Here is a 17,668-nt window from a genome sequence, read left to right on the forward strand (position 1 = left end):
CAAATCAGCGGGGGCGGTGGATATGGGCGCTTTGGACGATGCCAAATGCAGCCATCAAAACCAGCATGGCCGAGCCACCATAGCTAACCATTGGCAGCGGTACACCGACAACCGGGGCCAAGCCCATGACCATCGACATGTTGACGGCAAAAAACAGGAAAAAGTTCAGCGCGATGCCCAATGTCACCAGTGACGAAAAGCGATCCTTGGTAGACAACGCTGTGACAAGACAGAACACGAGGATCAGGGCATATAGTGTCAGCAGGGTAATGCCGCCGACAAAACCAAATTCCTCGGCCAGCGTCGTGAAGATAAAGTCGGTGTGTTTTTCGGGCAGGAAATTCAGCCGCGACTGCGTGCCCTGCATGAACCCGCGCCCGTTCCAGCCACCGGACCCCAGCGCGATCTTGGACTGGGTAATGTGATATCCCGCCCCTAACGGATCAGTCGAAGGATCAAGGAAGGTGTCGATCCGTCGGAACTGATAATCCTTGAGCAATTGCCAGTCGGTCCCCCGGCTGTTGAATACCGTGGCGATCAGCCCGACAACAGCGGCAATGACGGCTGCGAAATAAGCCCAGTGGACACCGGCCAGAAACATCAACCCCCCGCCCGCTACCAGCAGCAGGATCGACGTGCCAAGGTCGGGCTGTTTCAGAACAAAGAAAGTCGGGATCAGGACCAGGACGACGGGGATCAGAACCCACAATGGGCGCGACGTTTTATGGGATGGCAACCAGTCGTAGTAGGCAGCCAGAACCATGACGAGAGCAACTTTCATGACCTCGGAAGGTTGTAGCCGCATGAAACCAAGGTCGATCCACCGTTGCGCACCCATGCCGACAGTTCCGAAGAACTCAACAAAAACCAGCAGGGCGATTGAGATCAGATAGGCCAGCACCGACATATTCCGCCAGAACCAGATCGGGACCAGCGCAACGATGAACATGACCGCGAGGCCCAGACCAAATCGCTCCATCTGCGGCTCGGCCCACGGGGTCCACGACCCACCGGCCACGGAATACAGCATCAGGAACCCTGCACTGGCCACGCTGATCAGCAACAGGGTCAGCGGCCAGTTCATATACAGGAACTTGCGAAACCCCGATGGCGTGGATTTGACGGCGTATTCAAGATAGCTCATGCGCGGTCCTTCTCGGTCGGACGCGCTTTGGGGCGACGGTCACCTTCCAGCCTCTTTTGCTGTTCCTTGATCTTTTCGCGGTCAGCTACCGGGTAGGCTTCAAGCGGGGGCGTTCCGTTATATAACGCTTGCAGCATGATATCGCGGGCCACGGGGGCCGCCGCTTTGGACCCGCCACCGCCGTGCTCGACCACGACCGCCACGGCAAATTTCGGATTGTCATATGGGGCAAAGCTGACAAACAGCGCGTGGTCGCGGCGCTCCCATGGCAGATCCTCGTTGCGGATCACACCGGCGGCCCGTTCGGCCTTGGTGATATTTCGGACCTGACTGGTGCCGGTCTTGCCTGCCATGCGCAGGTCATCGGCGATGATACGGCTGCGATAGGCCGTACCTCCGCGGTCGTTTGAAACCGCGAACATGGCCTTGCGAATGAATTCCAGATTGGTCGGGCTGACGGCCAGCGGCTCACCTGCGCCAGAGGGTTGTTCAACCCCGTTTACCGATCGCACCAAACGCGGATTTACAGCCCGCCCCGTGGCGATTCGTGCCGTCATGACCGCCAGTTGCAGTGGTGAAGCCAGCATGAACCCCTGACCGATCGACGCATTTGCCGTGTCGCCATTCAGCCAGCTTTGCCCGTGAACACGCTCCTTCCACTCTTGATTCGGGGCCAGACCAGCGGCGACTGCGGACATAGGGATATCGTGTTTGACACCCAGACCAAAAATGCGGGCCATCTCGGAAATCTTGTCGATTCCGGTGCGCAGCGCCACGTCGTAGTAGTAGACGTCGCAACTGCGTTTCAGTGACAGATTCAGATCGACCGTTCCGTGCCCGCCACGTTTCCAGCAATGAAAGCGGCGGCTGCCGACTTTAAGGTGACCAGGGCAGTAGACAGTGTTTGAAGGCCCGACCACTCCGGCCTCAAGCGCAGCCATGGCGGTAATCATCTTGAAGGTTGATCCGGGCGGGTACGTGCCCTGAACAGACTTGTTTGCCAGTGGGCGGTAATTGTCCTGTGTCAGCGCCCGATAATCGGCCACCGAAATGCCGCGCACGAAAAGATTCGGGTCGAAACTGGGGGCCGAACTTATGGCCCGGATATCACCGTTCTCGCAGTCGATGACAACGGCGGCGGCGCTTTCTCCGGCCAGCCGGGCCTGCGCATATTGTTGCAAGTCGGCATCGACCGAGAGCTGCAGATCAGCACCAGCCTCGCCTTCTTGCCGGTCCAACTCACGCATAACGCGGCCAGTGGCGTTGACCTCGACACGCTTGGCTCCGGCTTTGCCGCGCAGAGCGCCCTCTTGCTTGGCCTCGAGCCCCACCTTGCCGATCTGGAACCGGGGAATGCGCAGCACCGGTTCGGGGTCTGCGATCTGGCTAAGATCATAGTCACTGACCGGGCCGACATAACCGACCACATGGGCGAAATCTTCATAGCGGGGATATTGCCGGGTTTGACCGACTTCGGGGATCACGCCGGGCAGGGCTGGGGCGTTGACGGCGACTTTGGATATATCGGCCCAGGTGACCTGATCAGCCAGTGTAACAGGCAGAAAAGGCGCCGAGCGCCGCATCTCTGCCTTGGCGCGCTCTATTTCATCTGAGGTAAGAGGGATCAGTTCCGAGAGTTTGGCAATCACCTGATCGACATCTCCGGCGTCCTCGCGCACCATGACAATGCGGTAAGAGGGGGAGTTCTGGCCAATAATCTCGCCGTTCCGGTCGTAAATCCGGCCACGGGTTGGCGGGATCAAGCGGATGTTGATCCGGTTTTCCTCGGCCAGAAGGCGGTATTCATCGGCCTGCTCGACTTGCATGAACCGCATCCGGGCCGCCAACCCGCCAATAAACGCGGCCTGTAGCCCGCCAAGGATCAGCGCCCGTCGGGGCAGGCGTTTGTAAGCGAGACCTTGGGCTTTGGGTTTGCGCTGTTTCATCACGCCCCCACTATACTGTTATTGGATACAGAGGCACGCCGTACACCAAAGATGTTCTGGCTGAGCAGAACGATCAGCGGATAAACTGCGATTGTCAGAACCAGTTGTATCACCAGCGGGCCAAATGCTGCCTGTTGCACAGATAGGATAGCAAGAATCACACGATTCAGCATGAATACCGCTGTGACAACCACTGCGACAGTCGAGCATTCACCAACAAACCCCAAATCGCGCATGCCATGCGCAGCCGAACGCAGGTAGGACGCGCCCAGTACGACCAGCGCCGCCAATAGTCCGGGTGGGCGTTGCAGCAACAGGTCTGCCATCAGCATCACAAAGGCCACAAGAAGCGTCGGAACATATTCAGGCCGTCGCAGCACCCATGCGAAGGTCAGCGCGATCAGAAAGTCAGGAAACGGCCAGCGGTCCGGTTTCGTATCCAGCGGAAGAAGGTGAAGAAACAGGATCAACATCGCCAGAAAAAGATACAGCACCCGTTTGGACCAAAGCTGAGAGGTTGGGCTATCCATCCCCGACCTCCGCCGGGTTAAGTGCCGTTTCGGGGGTTCCGGGGCCAACAATATCTCCGGGATCGCGGATCGGGGGGGCAGATTTGTACCGTAACACCCGAAGGAACTCGAGCCGTTCGAAATCTGCCGAAAGGCGCACCCGCAGGCGGCCCCCGGGGTCGGCAGTGATCTGACCGATCAGCAGGCCGCCTGGGAAAACTCCGCCATCGCCCGAGGTCACCACACGGTCGCCCGGGCGCACGAGTTCCCGGTTCTCAAGGAACTCAACGGCGGGTGCGGGCGTGTTATCGCCGGTGATCAGCGCGGTTTGGCCAGAGGGCTGTATGGTGGCCGGAATCGCGCTTGAGGCGTCGGTCAGCAGGATCACCCTTGCTGTGTCCGGACCCACACCAGAAATCCGTCCGACGACGCCGATCCCGTCCATCGTGGCCCACCCATCGGTGATGCCGTCACGCTCGCCCACGTTCAGCAGAACCGATTGCCGGAAAGGTGATCCGCTGTCGGCCATCACAACACCGGTGATATAGGTCAGGCGGGGATCAAGACGTACGTTGTTCAGGTCCAGCAGCCGGGCATTTTCCTGCTCTAATTGCAGCGCGGCCTCTTTCCAGGCGCGCATCAGGCGCAATTCGCTACGCAATTCCTGGTTCTGTTCGCTCAGGCGTTGATAGCTTTGGAAATCGCGGGCGAGATTGACCACGGCGGTGACCGGAACCATCGCCCATTCCATCGAAGGAACCACCCGGTCCACGACCTGCGCACGGAACCTTTCCACGCGGGGGCTGTCGATGCGCCAGACCAGAAAGATGCCAAGCAGGCACAGCACCACAATCCCCACAAGCAAACGGCGGAGGGGGGTTGTGTATTCGTCGCGCTGTGATCGGTCCTTTGCCACAGGACTCCTTCCCGTGCTGCTCTTGCCCGAGTTGTTACCCCGAAAGGGTGCGCGCCTTAGCTTTCGTAGTCAATCGCGTGGCGCAGTTGTTTTTCGTATTCCAGCGCCTTGCCGGTACCCAAAGCCACACAGTTCAGGCTTTCGTCGGCAATCGACACGGCCAGACCTGTCTGCTCGCGCAGCGCAAGGTCAAGATCGCCCAGCAGCGCGCCGCCACCGGTCAGCATCACACCGCGGTCGACAATGTCAGCGGCCAGATCGGGCGGAGTGGTTTCCAGCGCGGTCATCACAGCCTCGCAAATCTGCTGGACGGGCTCAGACAGAGCCTCTGCGACTTGTGCCTGGCTGATTTCGATTTCTTTGGGTACGCCATTCAAAAGGTCACGGCCCCGGATATGCATCGACTGGCCCCGGCCATCGTCGGGCATACGGGCGGTGCCGATGGTGGTTTTGATACGCTCGGCGGTCGATTCACCCACCAGCAAGTTCTGCTGGCGACGCAGGTACGAGATGATGGCCTCGTCCATGCGGTCGCCACCGACGCGGACCGAACGCGCGTAGACAATGTCACCCAGCGATAGAACAGCCACCTCAGTCGTACCGCCGCCGATATCAACGACCATGTTGCCGGTCGGATCGGTGATTGGCATGCCGGCGCCAATGGCCGCTGCAATTGGTTCTGCAATCAGGCCCGCGCGCCGGGCGCCTGCGGACAGAACTGATTGGCGAATTGCGCGTTTTTCAACGGGTGTCGCGCCGTGCGGGACGCAGACGATGATTTTGGGTTTCGAGAAGGTCGAGCGTTTATGCACTTTGCGGATAAAGTGTTTGATCATCTCTTCGGCAGTGTCGAAATCTGCAATAACACCTTCGCGCATCGGGCGGATCGCCTCGATCGAGCCGGGAGTCCGGCCCAGCATCAGCTTGGCGTCCTCGCCCACGGCCAGCACTTTTTTGACGCCGTCTTTTACGTGGTACGCAACCACAGAGGGTTCAGACAGGATGACGCCGCGCCCTTTGACATAAACCAGCGTGTTCGCTGTCCCAAGGTCGATAGCCATGTCCGCTGTGAACAGGCCGCCCAGATTGCCAAAGATCCCCATGATTCCCCTGATCCTGTATGTCGTTTTTCTACTGCCCGCGACTCGACGGTTCCGGGACGGATGACTTATAGGGTGCCAGCACGTCCGGTAAAAGGGCTGATTCCGCGACGATCAGCACCTTTCCGCCTTATTAAGTGGGACTTTAGAAGGCAATATGCTCTCATATCAACATATTTACCACGCTGGAAATCTGGCTGATGTGCAAAAGCACGCATTATTGGCATGGGTGCTTGCTTATCTGACCCAAAAGGACAAGCCACTTACCTACATGGAAACGCATTCTGGACGGGGGTTGTACGAATTGAACGCGCCTGAGGCGCTGCGTACAGGCGAGGCGGCGGCGGGTATTCAGCGCGTACGGCAGGCAGGTTGGTTTTACGCGGATCACCCTTTGGAACGCGCAATCCGAGCGGTTCAAAAGCGGCACGGGGCTGAGGCCTATCCTGGCTCACCCATGATTGCTGCCAGTATTCTGCGGGATCAGGATAGTCTGCACCTTGCCGAGTTGCACCCGCAGGAACACGCTGCGTTGGCGACGATGATGTCTCCGTATGGTGCCAAGGTTTATCGTCAGGACGGCTTTGAACTCGCACAGTCTTTGTTACCACCAACACCGCGACGCGGGGTTCTGATGATTGATCCGAGCTATGAGGTGAAGTCTGAATATGATCGCCTGCCCGGAGTTATCTCCAAACTGCACCGCAAATGGAATGTCGGTGTAATCGTGTTGTGGTATCCTGTTCTACGGGATGACCGCCACAGCGCCATGATTTCGGCACTCAAGTCGCAGAACCTGCCAAAATCCGTCTGTCACGAGGTTCGGTTTGATCCAGTGCGCGAGGGGCATGGCATGGTTGGCTCGGGTATGTTCATTGTCAATGCCCCCTTTGGAATCGAAAACGAGGCAACCCGCCTGACACGCTTGTTCGAGACGCTCAGAAACTAACTCGAAACCACAGTTTGCTCCCGTCCTGTTCATGCGCATCATAGATGCGCAAAAACACGTTGGGCCCGGCAGCGCGCCATGGCGCGCTGCCGGGCCCAAAACCTAAGAAGGGGCAGGAGCCTTTGCCCTGCGCGTCTAGGTCAGGTCCTTGTAGCTTATCTCGCGCGCGTCTGAGCCGGGGCCGGTTTTTTCGCGGCGTACGATCAGGCGGTTTAGGGCGTGGATGTATGCTTTGGCCGAAGCGACGACCGTATCTGTGTTGGCCGATTGACCGGTGGCGATCATACCATCTTCTTCCAGACGCACGGAAACGGTGGCCTGTGCGTCTGTACCCTCGGTTACGGCATGCACCTGGTACAGCTGCAAATGGGCCTTGTTGGGATAAATCGCGCGAACTGCCTTGAATGTCGCGTCAACCGGGCCGTCGCCGTGTTCGGTTGCGATGACGTCCTTGCCATCTACCTCCAGTTCAACGGTTGCTTCGGCTTTCCCACCGGTGCCGCAAGTGACCTTCATGGAAACCAGTTGCAGGTGGTCGTTCGCTTCGTCATCGTCCAGCGTCATCAGCGCGATGAGGTCGTCGTCAAAGACCTCTTTCTTTCGGTCGGCCAGATCCTTGAACCGCACGAAAATATCCTTGAGCTGGTTGTCCCCGATCTCATACCCAAGCGTTTCCAGCTTGTCGCGCAATGCCGCGCGGCCCGAATGCTTGCCCAATGGCAAGGATGTGCCAGACAGACCGATATCCTCGGGGCGCATGATTTCGAAGTTTTCGCGGTTCTTCAGCATGCCATCCTGATGGATGCCGCTTTCATGGGCAAAGGCGTTCTTGCCGACGATGGCTTTGTTGAACTGCACATTAAAGCCGGACACGGTCGCGACGCGGCGCGAGATGTGCATGATCTTGGTCGTGTCAATGCCCGTCTTCCACGGCATGATGTCATTGCGGGTGCGCAGTGCCATCACCACCTCTTCCAACGCGGTGTTGCCCGCGCGTTCACCCAGACCGTTGATCGTGCACTCGATCTGCCGCGCGCCGCCCGCGACAGCAGCCAGAGAGTTCGCGGTCGCCATGCCAAGATCGTTGTGGCAATGGGTAGCAAAGATCACTTCATCCGCGCCCGGGACCGTTTCGATCAGGCGTTTGATCAGATCAGCGGATTCCACCGGAGCGGTGTAACCCACTGTATCGGGGATGTTGATCGTCGTTGCACCGGCCTTGATGGCAATCTCAATCACGCGGCACAGGTAATCCCATTCCGTCCGGGTCGCATCCATCGGCGACCATTGTACGTTTTCACACAGGTTGCGGGCGTGGCTGACCGTTTCATGAATCTTATCGGCCATTTCGTCCTGCGTCAGGTTCGGGATCGCGCGGTGCAGTGGCGAGGTGCCGATGAAGGTGTGAATACGGTTCTTTTCGGCGTGTTTCACAGCCTCCCAGCAGCGGTCGATATCGGCGAAATTGGCGCGCGCCAGACCGCAGATGCGGCTGTTTTTCGACCGCTGGGCAATTTCGGACACCGCCTTGAAATCACCTTCGGACGCGATGGGAAAACCGGCTTCGATGATGTCCACGCCCATCTCGTCCAGCAGTTCGGCGATCTCGAGCTTTTCGTCATGGGTCATGGTGGCGCCTGGGCTTTGCTCGCCGTCGCGCAAAGTGGTGTCAAAGATCAAGACACGGTCTTGGTCGGTCACGTTTGTCATGGGAATCTCTTTCTTCTTCTGTCCTAAAGCCTATGGCGCGCGGGCGTCCTCCTCTGAGCGGGCGCGCCGGTTGGCACGCTCAGAGGCGGATTAGGATCAGTAGGCCACGCAGTGACGCACCGCTACGGGCGGTGTCGACAACAAGAATATCTGCGCGGTTGATCATGGGCAGAGTGTATACATCGCCTGCCTGGAATGAAAAGACCCATTTGCAGCGTAAAGGCGGCAACTGGGATTCTTTTATACGCCACATTGATCCTTCCGCGCAGACGGCTAGGTGATGCACCATGGAGAAAGCACTGATCATAGGCGCATCGGGGGGAATCGGGCAGGCGGTCTGCCAGCAGCTGACCGGGCGGGGGGTAGCTGTGACGGCCTTGTCACGCTCGACAGATGGGTTTGACCTGACTGACCCTGACCGCGTTCATCACATCTTGGAGGAAATCCCCGGTCCCTTTGACCTGATCTTCGTTGCCTCGGGCGCGCTGGAAATCAACGGGTCAGAACCGGAAAAGACATTCAAAACCCTGTCAGCGCAGGCGATGATGGATCAATTCGCACTCAACGCTGTTGGGCCTGCGCTTGTGCTGCGCCACGCAGCGCGCCTGTTGCCGCGTGACCGTCGCGCGGTTTTCGCGGTGCTTTCAGCACGGGTCGGCTCGATTGGAGACAACCGTCTGGGCGGATGGGTCAGCTATCGTGCGGCAAAGGCCGCCGTGAACCAGATTGTTCACACCGCTTCTATCGAACTGGCACGGACGCATAAACAGGCGATTTGTGTCGCCCTTCATCCCGGTACGGTAAAAACCGAGTTCACTCGCAAATACCTTGGTCGCCACCCTGCGGTTGAGCCGGATGAAGCCGCAGCAAACCTCCTGAATGTCACGGAACACCTGACCCCGACGGATACCGGAGCGTTTTTCGATTGGGCGGGAAAACCCGTGCCTTGGTGATGGCTCAGCCGTCCGAGTCCGCAGGCGCCACCTCGGGTGTCTCATCTGTCGACGTCGCAAGCGCACCGTTTTCCCAAACACCGGTTTCGACTTCGCCATTGGCATAGCGCATGGTGCCATTGCCCTGACGCTTGGCATCGACAAAGCTGCCTTCGTACACGTCTCCGCTTGGGTAAGTCGCGACGCCATCGCCGGTGATTTTGCCTTCGGTCCACTGGCCAGTATAGCTGAAGCCGTTCGCCATGACGATCTCACCCTGCCCGTGTCGCTGTCCGTCGTTGAATTCACCGGTGTAAACCGTGCCATCGGGATAGGTCGCCATACCGGTTCCCTGACGCAGGCCATCAACCCAGTCGCCGTCATAGATATAGCCGTTGGCTGAGGTCAGAACACCTTTGCCGTGGTTCTTGGCATTCCTGAATTCACCTTTGTAGACAGTGCCATTGGGATAGGTCGATACACCCTGGCCCTCGATGACCCCGGCGATCCACTCTCCTTCATAAGTTGATCCGTCCGTATAGGTGATGCGGCCATTGCCTTCGGCCAGGTCGGCCCTGAAATCCCCAACATAGATCGAGCCGTCGGGATAGGTCACTTCGCCCAGACCTTCGATCAGACCATTGGTCCACTCGCCGGTGTATACATACCCGTCGGTCCCGGTATAGGTGCCCTGACCGTGGCGCAGGTCGTCTGCATAGTCGCCTTCGTAGACGTCGCCGTTTGCATAGATGACCTTGCCCTTGCCCTGACGGCGCCCTTCGACAAGCGTTCCTTCGTAGACATCGCCATTCACGTAAGACAGGCGTCCGGCCCCGGTTATGCGATCTTCAGACCAGTCGCCCACATAGGTCATGCCGTCAGGCAGGGTCAGGCTGCCCTGGCCGTGGCGTTGACCGTCCTTTATGTCGCCCTCGTAAACGCCGCCTTCGGCATAGGTGATCTTGCCCTTGCCCTGTTTGACGCCGTCGACCCACTCCCCGTCATAGCTATAGCCGCTTGGGTCGGTCAGAACGCCCGATCCGTGATACCTGGCGTTCTGGAAGCCGCCTTCATAGCGTGCACCATTGGCATAGATCGCTACGCCCTGACCGTTTATGGTGCCATCGGACCACTCGCCTTCATAGCTGCCACCGTCGGCATAGATGATTTTGCCAAGCCCTTCGGGCTGGCCATTGGCAAACGTCCCTTCGTAGACAGACCCGTTTACATAGCGGGCAATCCCCTGACCCTGAATCTCACCCTCGGCCCATTCGCCGGTGTATTCGAACCCGTTCGGCAGGCGATAGGTTCCGGTGCCGTGGCGCAGCCCGTTTTCGAAGGTGCCCTCGTAGACGCCGCCGACCTCATCATCTTTGGTGATCACCTGACCGTCTTGCGCGGTGGCGCCGGTGGCCATCAGAGCGATCGCTGACGCGGCAATGGAAATGCGGAAAGTGTTCATGATTGGTCCTGCCTGCCAGGTTTTCATCCTTTCGACCAAAACTAAGGTACCGTTGGGGTCAGAGCAACGAGTTTTGCACCATTTGCCTTTTACTCGCGCAACGATCTGCTACATGGCAGTAAGACTGACGAGATCATGAGAGCACAATGGCCGACCGCTTCCGCATCACTCTGGCGCAATTAAACCCCACCGTGGGGGATATTGACGGAAATGCCAACAAGGCGTTCGCCGCGTGGGAGCAGGGGCGCAAGGCCGGGGCCGACCTGGTGGCTTTGCCCGAAATGTTCATCACGGGCTATAATACGCAGGATCTGGTCATGAAGCCCGCATTCCACGCGGCCGCGATGGCCCGGGTCGAAGCCCTGGCCAAAGACTGCGCTGACGGCCCGGCTGTTGCGATTGGCGGCCCGTGGGTCGAGAATGGTAGCCTTTACAATGCCTACCTGATCCTCAAGGGCGGTCGGATCAGCAGCAAGGTTCTGAAACACCACCTGCCCAACGAAACCGTGTTTGATGAGGTGCGCCTTTTTGACTCCGGGCCTTTGGGCGGCCCCTATGCCGTTGGGAATACACGCATTGGCAGTCCGATTTGCGAAGATGGCTGGCATTCGGATGTGACCGAAACCCTTGAGGAAACAGGGGCGGAATTCCTGTTGATCCCCAATGGCTCGCCCTATTTCCGCAACAAATACGATGTGCGGATTAATCAAATGGTGGCGCGTGTCGTCGAAACTGGTCTGCCGCTGATTTACCTGAATATGGTGGGCGGCCAGGATGACCAGGTTTTTGATGGCGGGACGTTCGGCCTGAACCCAGGGGGCGAACTGGCATTTCGCATGCCCATCTTTGACGAAGCGAACAGCCACATAGATCTTGAGCGCGGCGATGATGGCTGGCGTATCCTGCCTGCCGAAATTGCGCCGCAGCCCGATGAATGGGAGCAGGACTATCGCGCAATGGTGCAGGCCTTACGCGACTATATGGGCAAAACCGGGTTCAAGAAGGCGCTGCTGGGGCTTTCGGGCGGTGTGGATTCTGCCTTGGTTGCGACCATCGCGGTTGATGCCATCGGGGCTGAGAATGTCCGCTGCGTGATGCTGCCGTCTGAATACACCAGCCAAGCCTCTTTGGACGATGCCGAAGCGGTCGCGAAGGCGCTGGGCGTTCATTATGACTATGTGCCGATTTCAGACAGCCGGGCGGCGGTGACGGACACTTTGGCCTCACTTTTTGACAGCCACGAACCTGACGTGACCGAAGAGAACATCCAGTCACGATTGCGTGGCCTGTTACTGATGGCAATCTCGAACAAGTTTGGCGAGATGCTGTTGACCACGGGTAACAAATCCGAAGTCGCTGTGGGCTATGCCACAATTTATGGTGACATGAACGGCGGATATAATCCGATCAAGGATCTGTATAAAACCCGCGTGTTCGAAACCTGCCGATGGCGCAACGCGAACCACCGCGACTGGATGATGGGTCCTGCGGGCGAGGTTATCCGTCCCTCAGTCATCGACAAACCCCCCAGTGCCGAGCTGCGTGAAGATCAGAAAGACAGCGACAGCCTGCCCGATTACCCGGTTCTGGACGCGATTCTTGATATTCTGATCGATCAGGAAGGTTCGATTTCCGACTGCGTGGCCGCCGGTTTCGATGAGGCTGACGCGCGGCGGGTCGAACATCTGATCTTTATCAGCGAATACAAACGCTTTCAGTCTGCCCCCGGAACACGTCTGACCCATCGCGCATTTTGGCTGGATCGCAGGTATCCGATTGTGAACCGTTGGCGCGACCAGGGCTGACGCGCATGGACGTGCTCTGAGAGGGCAATTCAGGGTTTCCTGATCGGAAATAATGCCATTGGATCAATAAACACTGTTTCGTAATCGAGTGGTAGTGTTCGTGTTTTCGAGCCTTTCCTAAGGCTGACGTCTTGAAATCACGACATTTTTTTGCCACATTTTTGCTTGATTGACGCCCCAACCGTGGGCGGCGTACCCCAATTCCGATTGTTCCGGATCACGGTGCGTAATGTGTGTGACGTATGAGTTAACGATTTGGTGGTATTATGTATGAAAGGTACGACAAGTCGCTTCACCCGCCTTTAAGGTACAAGTCCATGGAGACCGAGGGAAAGGCTCTGGACGAGGCGAAGGTGGATGCTGCGATTTCGGATCTTCTGCGTGAGGAAGAGCCCGAAGACCCCGAGCCCGAGGCTGAACCCGCGAAAGCACAGCTCAGCTTTCCTGAACTGCCCAAGCAGGCGGAAATAGATGAGAAAGCAGAACCCAAAGAAACCGGTCTAGGGGCGGCAATACTTCAGAAATTGGCCGAGCTGCGCGGCGCAGCTTAAGCTTCGGTTTATTCGGGGTGTATCGGCGCGCAATGTCGCGCCCTTTGGCGTGTTCGCCACAGCTTAAAAAAATTCTTTGATCCTGCGGCATAAGGCATGTTGCCTATGGAAGCGCTTCGCGCCTTCATGGCGGTTCGAGCCATGACGTAAGAGCAGTTGATGCCCGGCCCAAAGCCAACCCATGTAGAACCCGATTTGCACCTGCCCAAAGCCGTGGACGTCGTCGTCATTGGCGGCGGTATCGTAGGCGCGTCGACAGCCCTTGAATTGTCTGAACGTGGCGCATCCGTGCTGCTATGTGAAAAAGGCCAGATCGCAGGTGAGCAAAGCGCGCGCAACTGGGGATGGGTACGGCTTGGAATGCGCGACCCAAGGGAAATCCCGCTTATGGTCGAGGCGCTGCGCCTGTGGCAGGGGCTGGATCAGCGCATCGGCCGGAAGACTGGGTATACGCGGTCTGGTATCCTTTTCGGCGTATCCGGCAAGCGAAGCCGAGGTCAACTGGAACGCTGGCTGCAGCACGTCGACGGGTTACAGACTGGTGCGACGTTGGTGGACAGGGCGGATTTGAACGCGCTTTTACCCGGCAATCAAACGGATTTTGACTGCGCCCTCTACATGCCGCATGACGGGCGGGCCGAGCCGCAATGGGCGGCCCCCGCGATCGCCGAAGCCGCGCGGGACAGGGGCACCGTGCTGATGACCAATTGCGCTGTGCGAAGTGTCGAGTTTGACGGCAACCATATCTCTGGTGTCTTTACCGAGCGCGGTCGTGTTGCATGTAACTATGCGGTTCTGGCCGGTGGTGCCTGGTCCCGGCTTTTTGCTGGAAACGCCGGGATTGAGCTGCCGCAGCTTAAGGTTCTGAACACGGTCCTGCGGACTTCGCCGGTTGATGGGCCGGACACTGCGCTTTGGGCTGATGCGTTTGCCCTGCGAAAACGCGCGGATGGAGGATACTCAATCGCGTCTGGGCACGAGAATACCGTCGACATCGTGCCTGATAGTTTTCGGCTGGTCAGGCAATTCCTACCCGCCTTTGCGCAGGAGTGGCGATCCTTGCGGTTTCGTCTGTCGCACCGTTGGCGCGTCGAAGCGCGCGAGGATCGAAGCTGGCTGCCCACCGATGTAACTCCGTTCGAGAAATGTCGGATTCTTGATCCAGAACCGTCCGCCAAGGTGCTGCGGCGCGCCTGGGCAAAAGCGCGCAAAGGGTTTCCATCGCTGGAGAAAGCCGAAATCATTCAAAGCTGGGCGGGTATGATTGATGTGACCCCGGATGCAGTCCCGGTGATCTCGGGCGTCGATGATATGCCGGGCATGTACATCGCCACCGGATTTTCGGGTCATGGGTTTGGTATCGGTCCGGCAGCGGGTCGCCTGATGGCCGATCTGGTCGCGGATACCACGCCGTGTGTCGATCCGGCCGCTTTTCGCCTGTCCCGTTTCACGGATGGCTCCAAAGTGCGACCGGACCCCGGGTACTGAAAGATCAGCCCATCATCTGATAGCTGACCGGAACAAAGCGGAACCCGTCCCCACGGGTTTCAACAAAGCCTGCCGCCGGGAAAGGCATGTGATAGCCGATCATCGGCACCTTGTCGGCGGCCAGCATCCCAAGCACGTTGCGGCGCGATGCGGTGGCCGCCGCTTTGTCCATGTCAAAGACCACCTCCCATTCCGGGTGAGCGAAGGACCAGACATAATGGTTCGCCAGATCCGCTGTCAGTACAAGGCGCTGGCCGTTGCTTTCCAGATGGTAAACCGTATGCCCCGGCGTGTGCCCGTATGCGGCGACCGCAGTGATGCCTGAAGTCACCTCGCCACCGTCCCCGAGAAAGCTCATCTTCTCGGCCAGCGGGGTCACTTTGGCAGCGACCAGATCACCGACGCGATTGCCAGCGTCTTGTGCAGACCAGAAGTCATACTCGGGCGATGCCGTGACATAGCGGGCATTGGGGAAGGTCGGCGCGTCATTGGTTGTCATCCCGCCGATATGGTCGGGGTGCATATGGGTGATGACAACGACGTCGATCTGATCTGGGGTTACGCCGGCATCGGCCAGCGCGGCCTGAATACCGCCTTGTCCGAGGCCGGTGTCGAACAAAACAAGCTCTGACCCGGTATTGACCAGCGTTGGGGTAAAGAAAAACTGCGCCACATCAGGCGAGATGAAGTTTTCGGCTGAGACCCTGGCAAAATCCTCATCCGATGCGCCGCCGCCAAAGATGTCCTTGGCGCCGTCGCGGGGCAGGCTACCATCAAGCAGCGTCGTGACGGTAAACTCCCCCAATTTAAAGGATTTGGCGATGGTCGAATTGGCTTTGGTCTCAACGCCTTCGGCCAACAACGGTGACGCCGCTGCGGCAAACGGCAAGGCTGCTGCGGAACCAAGGGCCGCGCGACGGGTTAGTTTGATGGTCATTTTGCTTCTCCCTGTCAGTGTATTTTGGGTGAGGTAGGTCGGCGCAAGTCTCTTGCCAGATTATAAGCAGGCGATCCGGTCTGCGTTAATGAACAAAGCGTGTTTGTATTTGCTCGTGCTGCCAACCTGAACGCCTTTACTGGACAATTGGTCAATCCTGTGACAAGAGCCGCGCCAACAGGAGAGCTCCATGACCACGACCCGTTTCGCCCCTTCGCCCACCGGCTTTATCCATGTGGGCAACCTGCGCACCGCCCTCATGAACTATCTGATCGCCCGCAAGGCGGGTGGCACGTTCATCCTGCGTATCGACGATACCGATCCTGAGCGGTCGAAAGAAGAATATGTCGACGCGATCAAGCAGGATCTGGAGTGGCTGGGCCTGCATTGGGACCGGGTGGAGCGTCAGTCAGAGCGTCTTGACCGGTACGCCGAGGCGGCCGACAAGCTGCGCGAAATGGGCCGGTTCTATGAGGCATTTGAGACGCCGACCGAATTGGACCTCAAGCGGAAAAAGCAGCTGAACATGGGTAAGCCGCCGGTCTATGACCGTGCCGCGTTGAACCTGTCGGAGGCCGAGAAAGAAGCCCTGCGCGCCGAGCGTGGCAATGGTGTGTGGCGTTTCAAGCTGGATCATGAACGGATCGAGTGGACTGACGGTATCCTGGGGGATATTTCGATTGATGCGGCTTCGGTCTCTGACCCGGTTTTGATCCGCGGTGATGGTCAGGTTCTTTATACGATTGCCTCGGTCGTGGACGACACCGAGATGGGCGTGACCGATGTTGTGCGCGGCTCAGACCATGTGACCAATACCGCGACGCAGATACAGATCATCGAGGCGCTGGGCGGAAACTGCCCGCGTTTCGCACACCATTCGCTGCTCACCGGCCCGCAGGGTGAGGCGCTGTCGAAACGTTTGGGCACCTTGGCCCTGCGCGACCTGCGCGAACAGGGCGTTCAGCCGATGGCCTTGCTGAGCCTGATGGCGCGTCTGGGCTCGTCGGACTCGGTCGAGCTGCGCTCGGACATGGCCGAATTGATCGACGGCTTTGACGTCAGCCGGTTCGGTGCCGCACCAACAAAGTTCGACGTGCAGGACCTTTTCCCGTTGACGGCAAAGCATCTGCAATCCCTGCCGCTGGCGGACGTTGCCGACGCGGTTTCAAAGGCTGGTGTGCCGGACGAGCTGGCCGAGGACTTTTGGGCCATGGCGCGTGAGAACATCACCACTCTGGGTGACCTTAAAGGCTGGTGGGAGCTGTGCCGCGACGGGGCCGAGCCTCTGATCGCCGATGAAGATCGCGAGTTTATCGCTGAGGCCGTCGCTTTGCTGCCGGAGGCTCCGTTCGATGCAGAAACCTGGGGCACTTGGACGAAAGCGGTGAAAGAGGCCACCGGCCGCAAGGGAAAAGCGCTGTTCATGCCACTCCGCAAGGCGCTGACTGGCATGGAACGCGGGCCGGAAATGGCAACTCTGCTGCCACTGCTTCAGGTGATCCGCGCGCGCGGTTGATCACGGCGTTTTTGAATGCGTGATAGGCAGGGCCAAAGGGTCCTGCCTTTTTTACACAGTCTGAACGAACCGGACTGCAAGGCGGTGCAGGCGGTCGTCTACAAACTCGGTCTCGTGTGATTTCAGCCGCTGGTGGCGTGTGTATCGCGGTTCGGCTCGGTCATTTAGGATCGGGGCCTCCCACCCATCGGTCGAGGCAAAGAACCGATCTGCGCCCTCTTCTCCGAAGGCGCGCAGATATCCCTGCACCACGACGTCGATATAGCTGAGCAACAGCGGATGGCGGTTGGTCGGGTCGTTTTGGCGTTCGTGCGGCACTGCGTAAACGGCGATCTCAACGTTGTGGGTCAGGGGATGCGTGACCGACTGCGTGGCGGGCACCCGATCATAGGCCCATTCCCGTTCATCCAAAGCAGCCCAGTCGTTTCCGGGGACATGGGCGATCATCCCTTCGATTTCACAATCCGGGTCCGGGACTGCGGTCAGGAAGGCCACCGGGCGTAGATCCGTGTGGCGCCATGCGCGCCGCCATCCTTTTAAACGGGCTAGGCACGGATCGGGGAAATCATGGGTCGAGAGGTTCACAAGGCTGCCGTAGCCAAAGAAATAAGGGTCAGCCATGGGCTCATGTCCTTCAATTGCGATTGATGTATGTCAAACCGCTTTTTTATCAGACATGCAATAAGGTCTTACGCTGAAGTGA

The 17,668-nt window shown here is 58.5% G+C and carries 15 protein-coding genes; 6 read left to right on the top strand and 9 right to left on the bottom strand.

The window, feature by feature from the left end:
* Window positions 1-4: 4 nt before the first annotated feature.
* From rodA to LCM21_RS16400, 5 genes are read right to left on the bottom strand one after another with little or no spacing between them, the layout of a single operon-like run.
* Window positions 5-1,144, bottom strand: a complete 1,140-nt coding sequence (gene rodA, locus LCM21_RS16380) for a rod shape-determining protein RodA (RefSeq protein WP_224891562.1) — start codon at window positions 1,142-1,144, stop codon at window positions 5-7.
* The gene (gene mrdA / locus LCM21_RS16385; protein WP_224891563.1) at window positions 1,141-3,090 is read right to left on the bottom strand and encodes a penicillin-binding protein 2; all 1,950 of its coding nucleotides are present in this window, start codon (window positions 3,088-3,090) and stop codon (window positions 1,141-1,143) included. Before mrdA ends, rodA begins: the two co-directional genes overlap by 4 nt.
* The gene (locus tag LCM21_RS16390) at window positions 3,090-3,620 is read right to left on the bottom strand and encodes a rod shape-determining protein MreD (RefSeq protein WP_224891564.1); all 531 of its coding nucleotides are present in this window, start codon (window positions 3,618-3,620) and stop codon (window positions 3,090-3,092) included. Before LCM21_RS16390 ends, mrdA begins: the two co-directional genes overlap by 1 nt.
* Window positions 3,613-4,515 (bottom strand): rod shape-determining protein MreC, encoded by a 903-nt coding sequence (gene mreC, locus LCM21_RS16395; RefSeq protein ID WP_068338220.1) that lies wholly within the window; start codon window positions 4,513-4,515, stop codon window positions 3,613-3,615. Before mreC ends, LCM21_RS16390 begins: the two co-directional genes overlap by 8 nt.
* 56 nt (window positions 4,516-4,571) lie before the next feature.
* A complete protein-coding gene (locus LCM21_RS16400; protein ID WP_039523195.1) occupies window positions 4,572-5,618 on the bottom strand; it encodes a rod shape-determining protein in 1,047 nt (348 codons plus the stop codon).
* Between the two features lie 154 nt (window positions 5,619-5,772).
* Here LCM21_RS16400 and LCM21_RS16405 point away from each other — a divergent pair, with 154 nt between their 5' ends.
* Window positions 5,773-6,564 (top strand): 23S rRNA (adenine(2030)-N(6))-methyltransferase RlmJ, encoded by a 792-nt coding sequence (locus tag LCM21_RS16405; RefSeq protein WP_224891565.1) that lies wholly within the window; start codon window positions 5,773-5,775, stop codon window positions 6,562-6,564.
* Between the two features lie 135 nt (window positions 6,565-6,699).
* Here LCM21_RS16405 and LCM21_RS16410 read toward each other — a convergent pair whose 3' ends face one another.
* Window positions 6,700-8,274, bottom strand: a complete 1,575-nt coding sequence (locus LCM21_RS16410) for a 2-isopropylmalate synthase (RefSeq protein ID WP_224891566.1) — start codon at window positions 8,272-8,274, stop codon at window positions 6,700-6,702.
* Between the two features lie 287 nt (window positions 8,275-8,561).
* On the opposite strand from LCM21_RS16410, the gene LCM21_RS16415 reads away from it, so the two are divergent.
* Window positions 8,562-9,227, top strand: a complete 666-nt coding sequence (locus tag LCM21_RS16415) for an SDR family NAD(P)-dependent oxidoreductase (protein WP_224891567.1) — start codon at window positions 8,562-8,564, stop codon at window positions 9,225-9,227.
* Between the two features lie 4 nt (window positions 9,228-9,231).
* Here LCM21_RS16415 and LCM21_RS16420 read toward each other — a convergent pair whose 3' ends face one another.
* Window positions 9,232-10,668, bottom strand: a complete 1,437-nt coding sequence (locus tag LCM21_RS16420) for an MORN repeat-containing protein (RefSeq protein ID WP_224891568.1) — start codon at window positions 10,666-10,668, stop codon at window positions 9,232-9,234.
* Between the two features lie 146 nt (window positions 10,669-10,814).
* Between LCM21_RS16420 and LCM21_RS16425 the strand changes: the two genes are divergently transcribed.
* The 3 genes from LCM21_RS16425 (at window position 10,815) to LCM21_RS16435 (ending at window position 14,512) form a co-directional block, all read left to right on the top strand.
* Window positions 10,815-12,473, top strand: a complete 1,659-nt coding sequence (locus tag LCM21_RS16425) for an NAD+ synthase (RefSeq protein ID WP_068338228.1) — start codon at window positions 10,815-10,817, stop codon at window positions 12,471-12,473.
* A gap of 317 nt (window positions 12,474-12,790) precedes the next feature.
* Complete coding sequence (locus LCM21_RS16430; protein WP_068338230.1) at window positions 12,791-13,024, top strand: hypothetical protein; 234 nt, start codon at window positions 12,791-12,793, stop codon at window positions 13,022-13,024.
* A 159-nt stretch (window positions 13,025-13,183) separates the two neighbouring features.
* Complete coding sequence (locus LCM21_RS16435) at window positions 13,184-14,512, top strand: NAD(P)/FAD-dependent oxidoreductase (protein ID WP_224891569.1); 1,329 nt, start codon at window positions 13,184-13,186, stop codon at window positions 14,510-14,512.
* Window positions 14,513-14,516: 4 nt separating this feature from the next.
* Here LCM21_RS16435 and LCM21_RS16440 read toward each other — a convergent pair whose 3' ends face one another.
* On the bottom strand, window positions 14,517-15,449 hold the full coding sequence (locus tag LCM21_RS16440; protein WP_224891570.1) for an MBL fold metallo-hydrolase: 933 nt from the start codon (window positions 15,447-15,449) through the stop codon (window positions 14,517-14,519).
* 190 nt (window positions 15,450-15,639) lie between these two features.
* On the opposite strand from LCM21_RS16440, the gene gltX reads away from it, so the two are divergent.
* Complete coding sequence (gene gltX, locus LCM21_RS16445) at window positions 15,640-16,965, top strand: glutamate--tRNA ligase (protein WP_224891571.1); 1,326 nt, start codon at window positions 15,640-15,642, stop codon at window positions 16,963-16,965.
* Window positions 16,966-17,016: 51 nt separating this feature from the next.
* Here the strand turns inward: gltX and LCM21_RS16450 are convergent, their stop codons facing one another.
* On the bottom strand, window positions 17,017-17,586 hold the full coding sequence (locus LCM21_RS16450; protein WP_224891572.1) for a gamma-glutamylcyclotransferase family protein: 570 nt from the start codon (window positions 17,584-17,586) through the stop codon (window positions 17,017-17,019).
* Window positions 17,587-17,668: the final 82 nt, after the last annotated feature.

The sequence above is a fragment of the Ruegeria profundi genome (assembly GCF_020171505.1).
GTDB classification, from domain to species: Bacteria; Pseudomonadota; Alphaproteobacteria; order Rhodobacterales; family Rhodobacteraceae; genus Ruegeria; species Ruegeria profundi.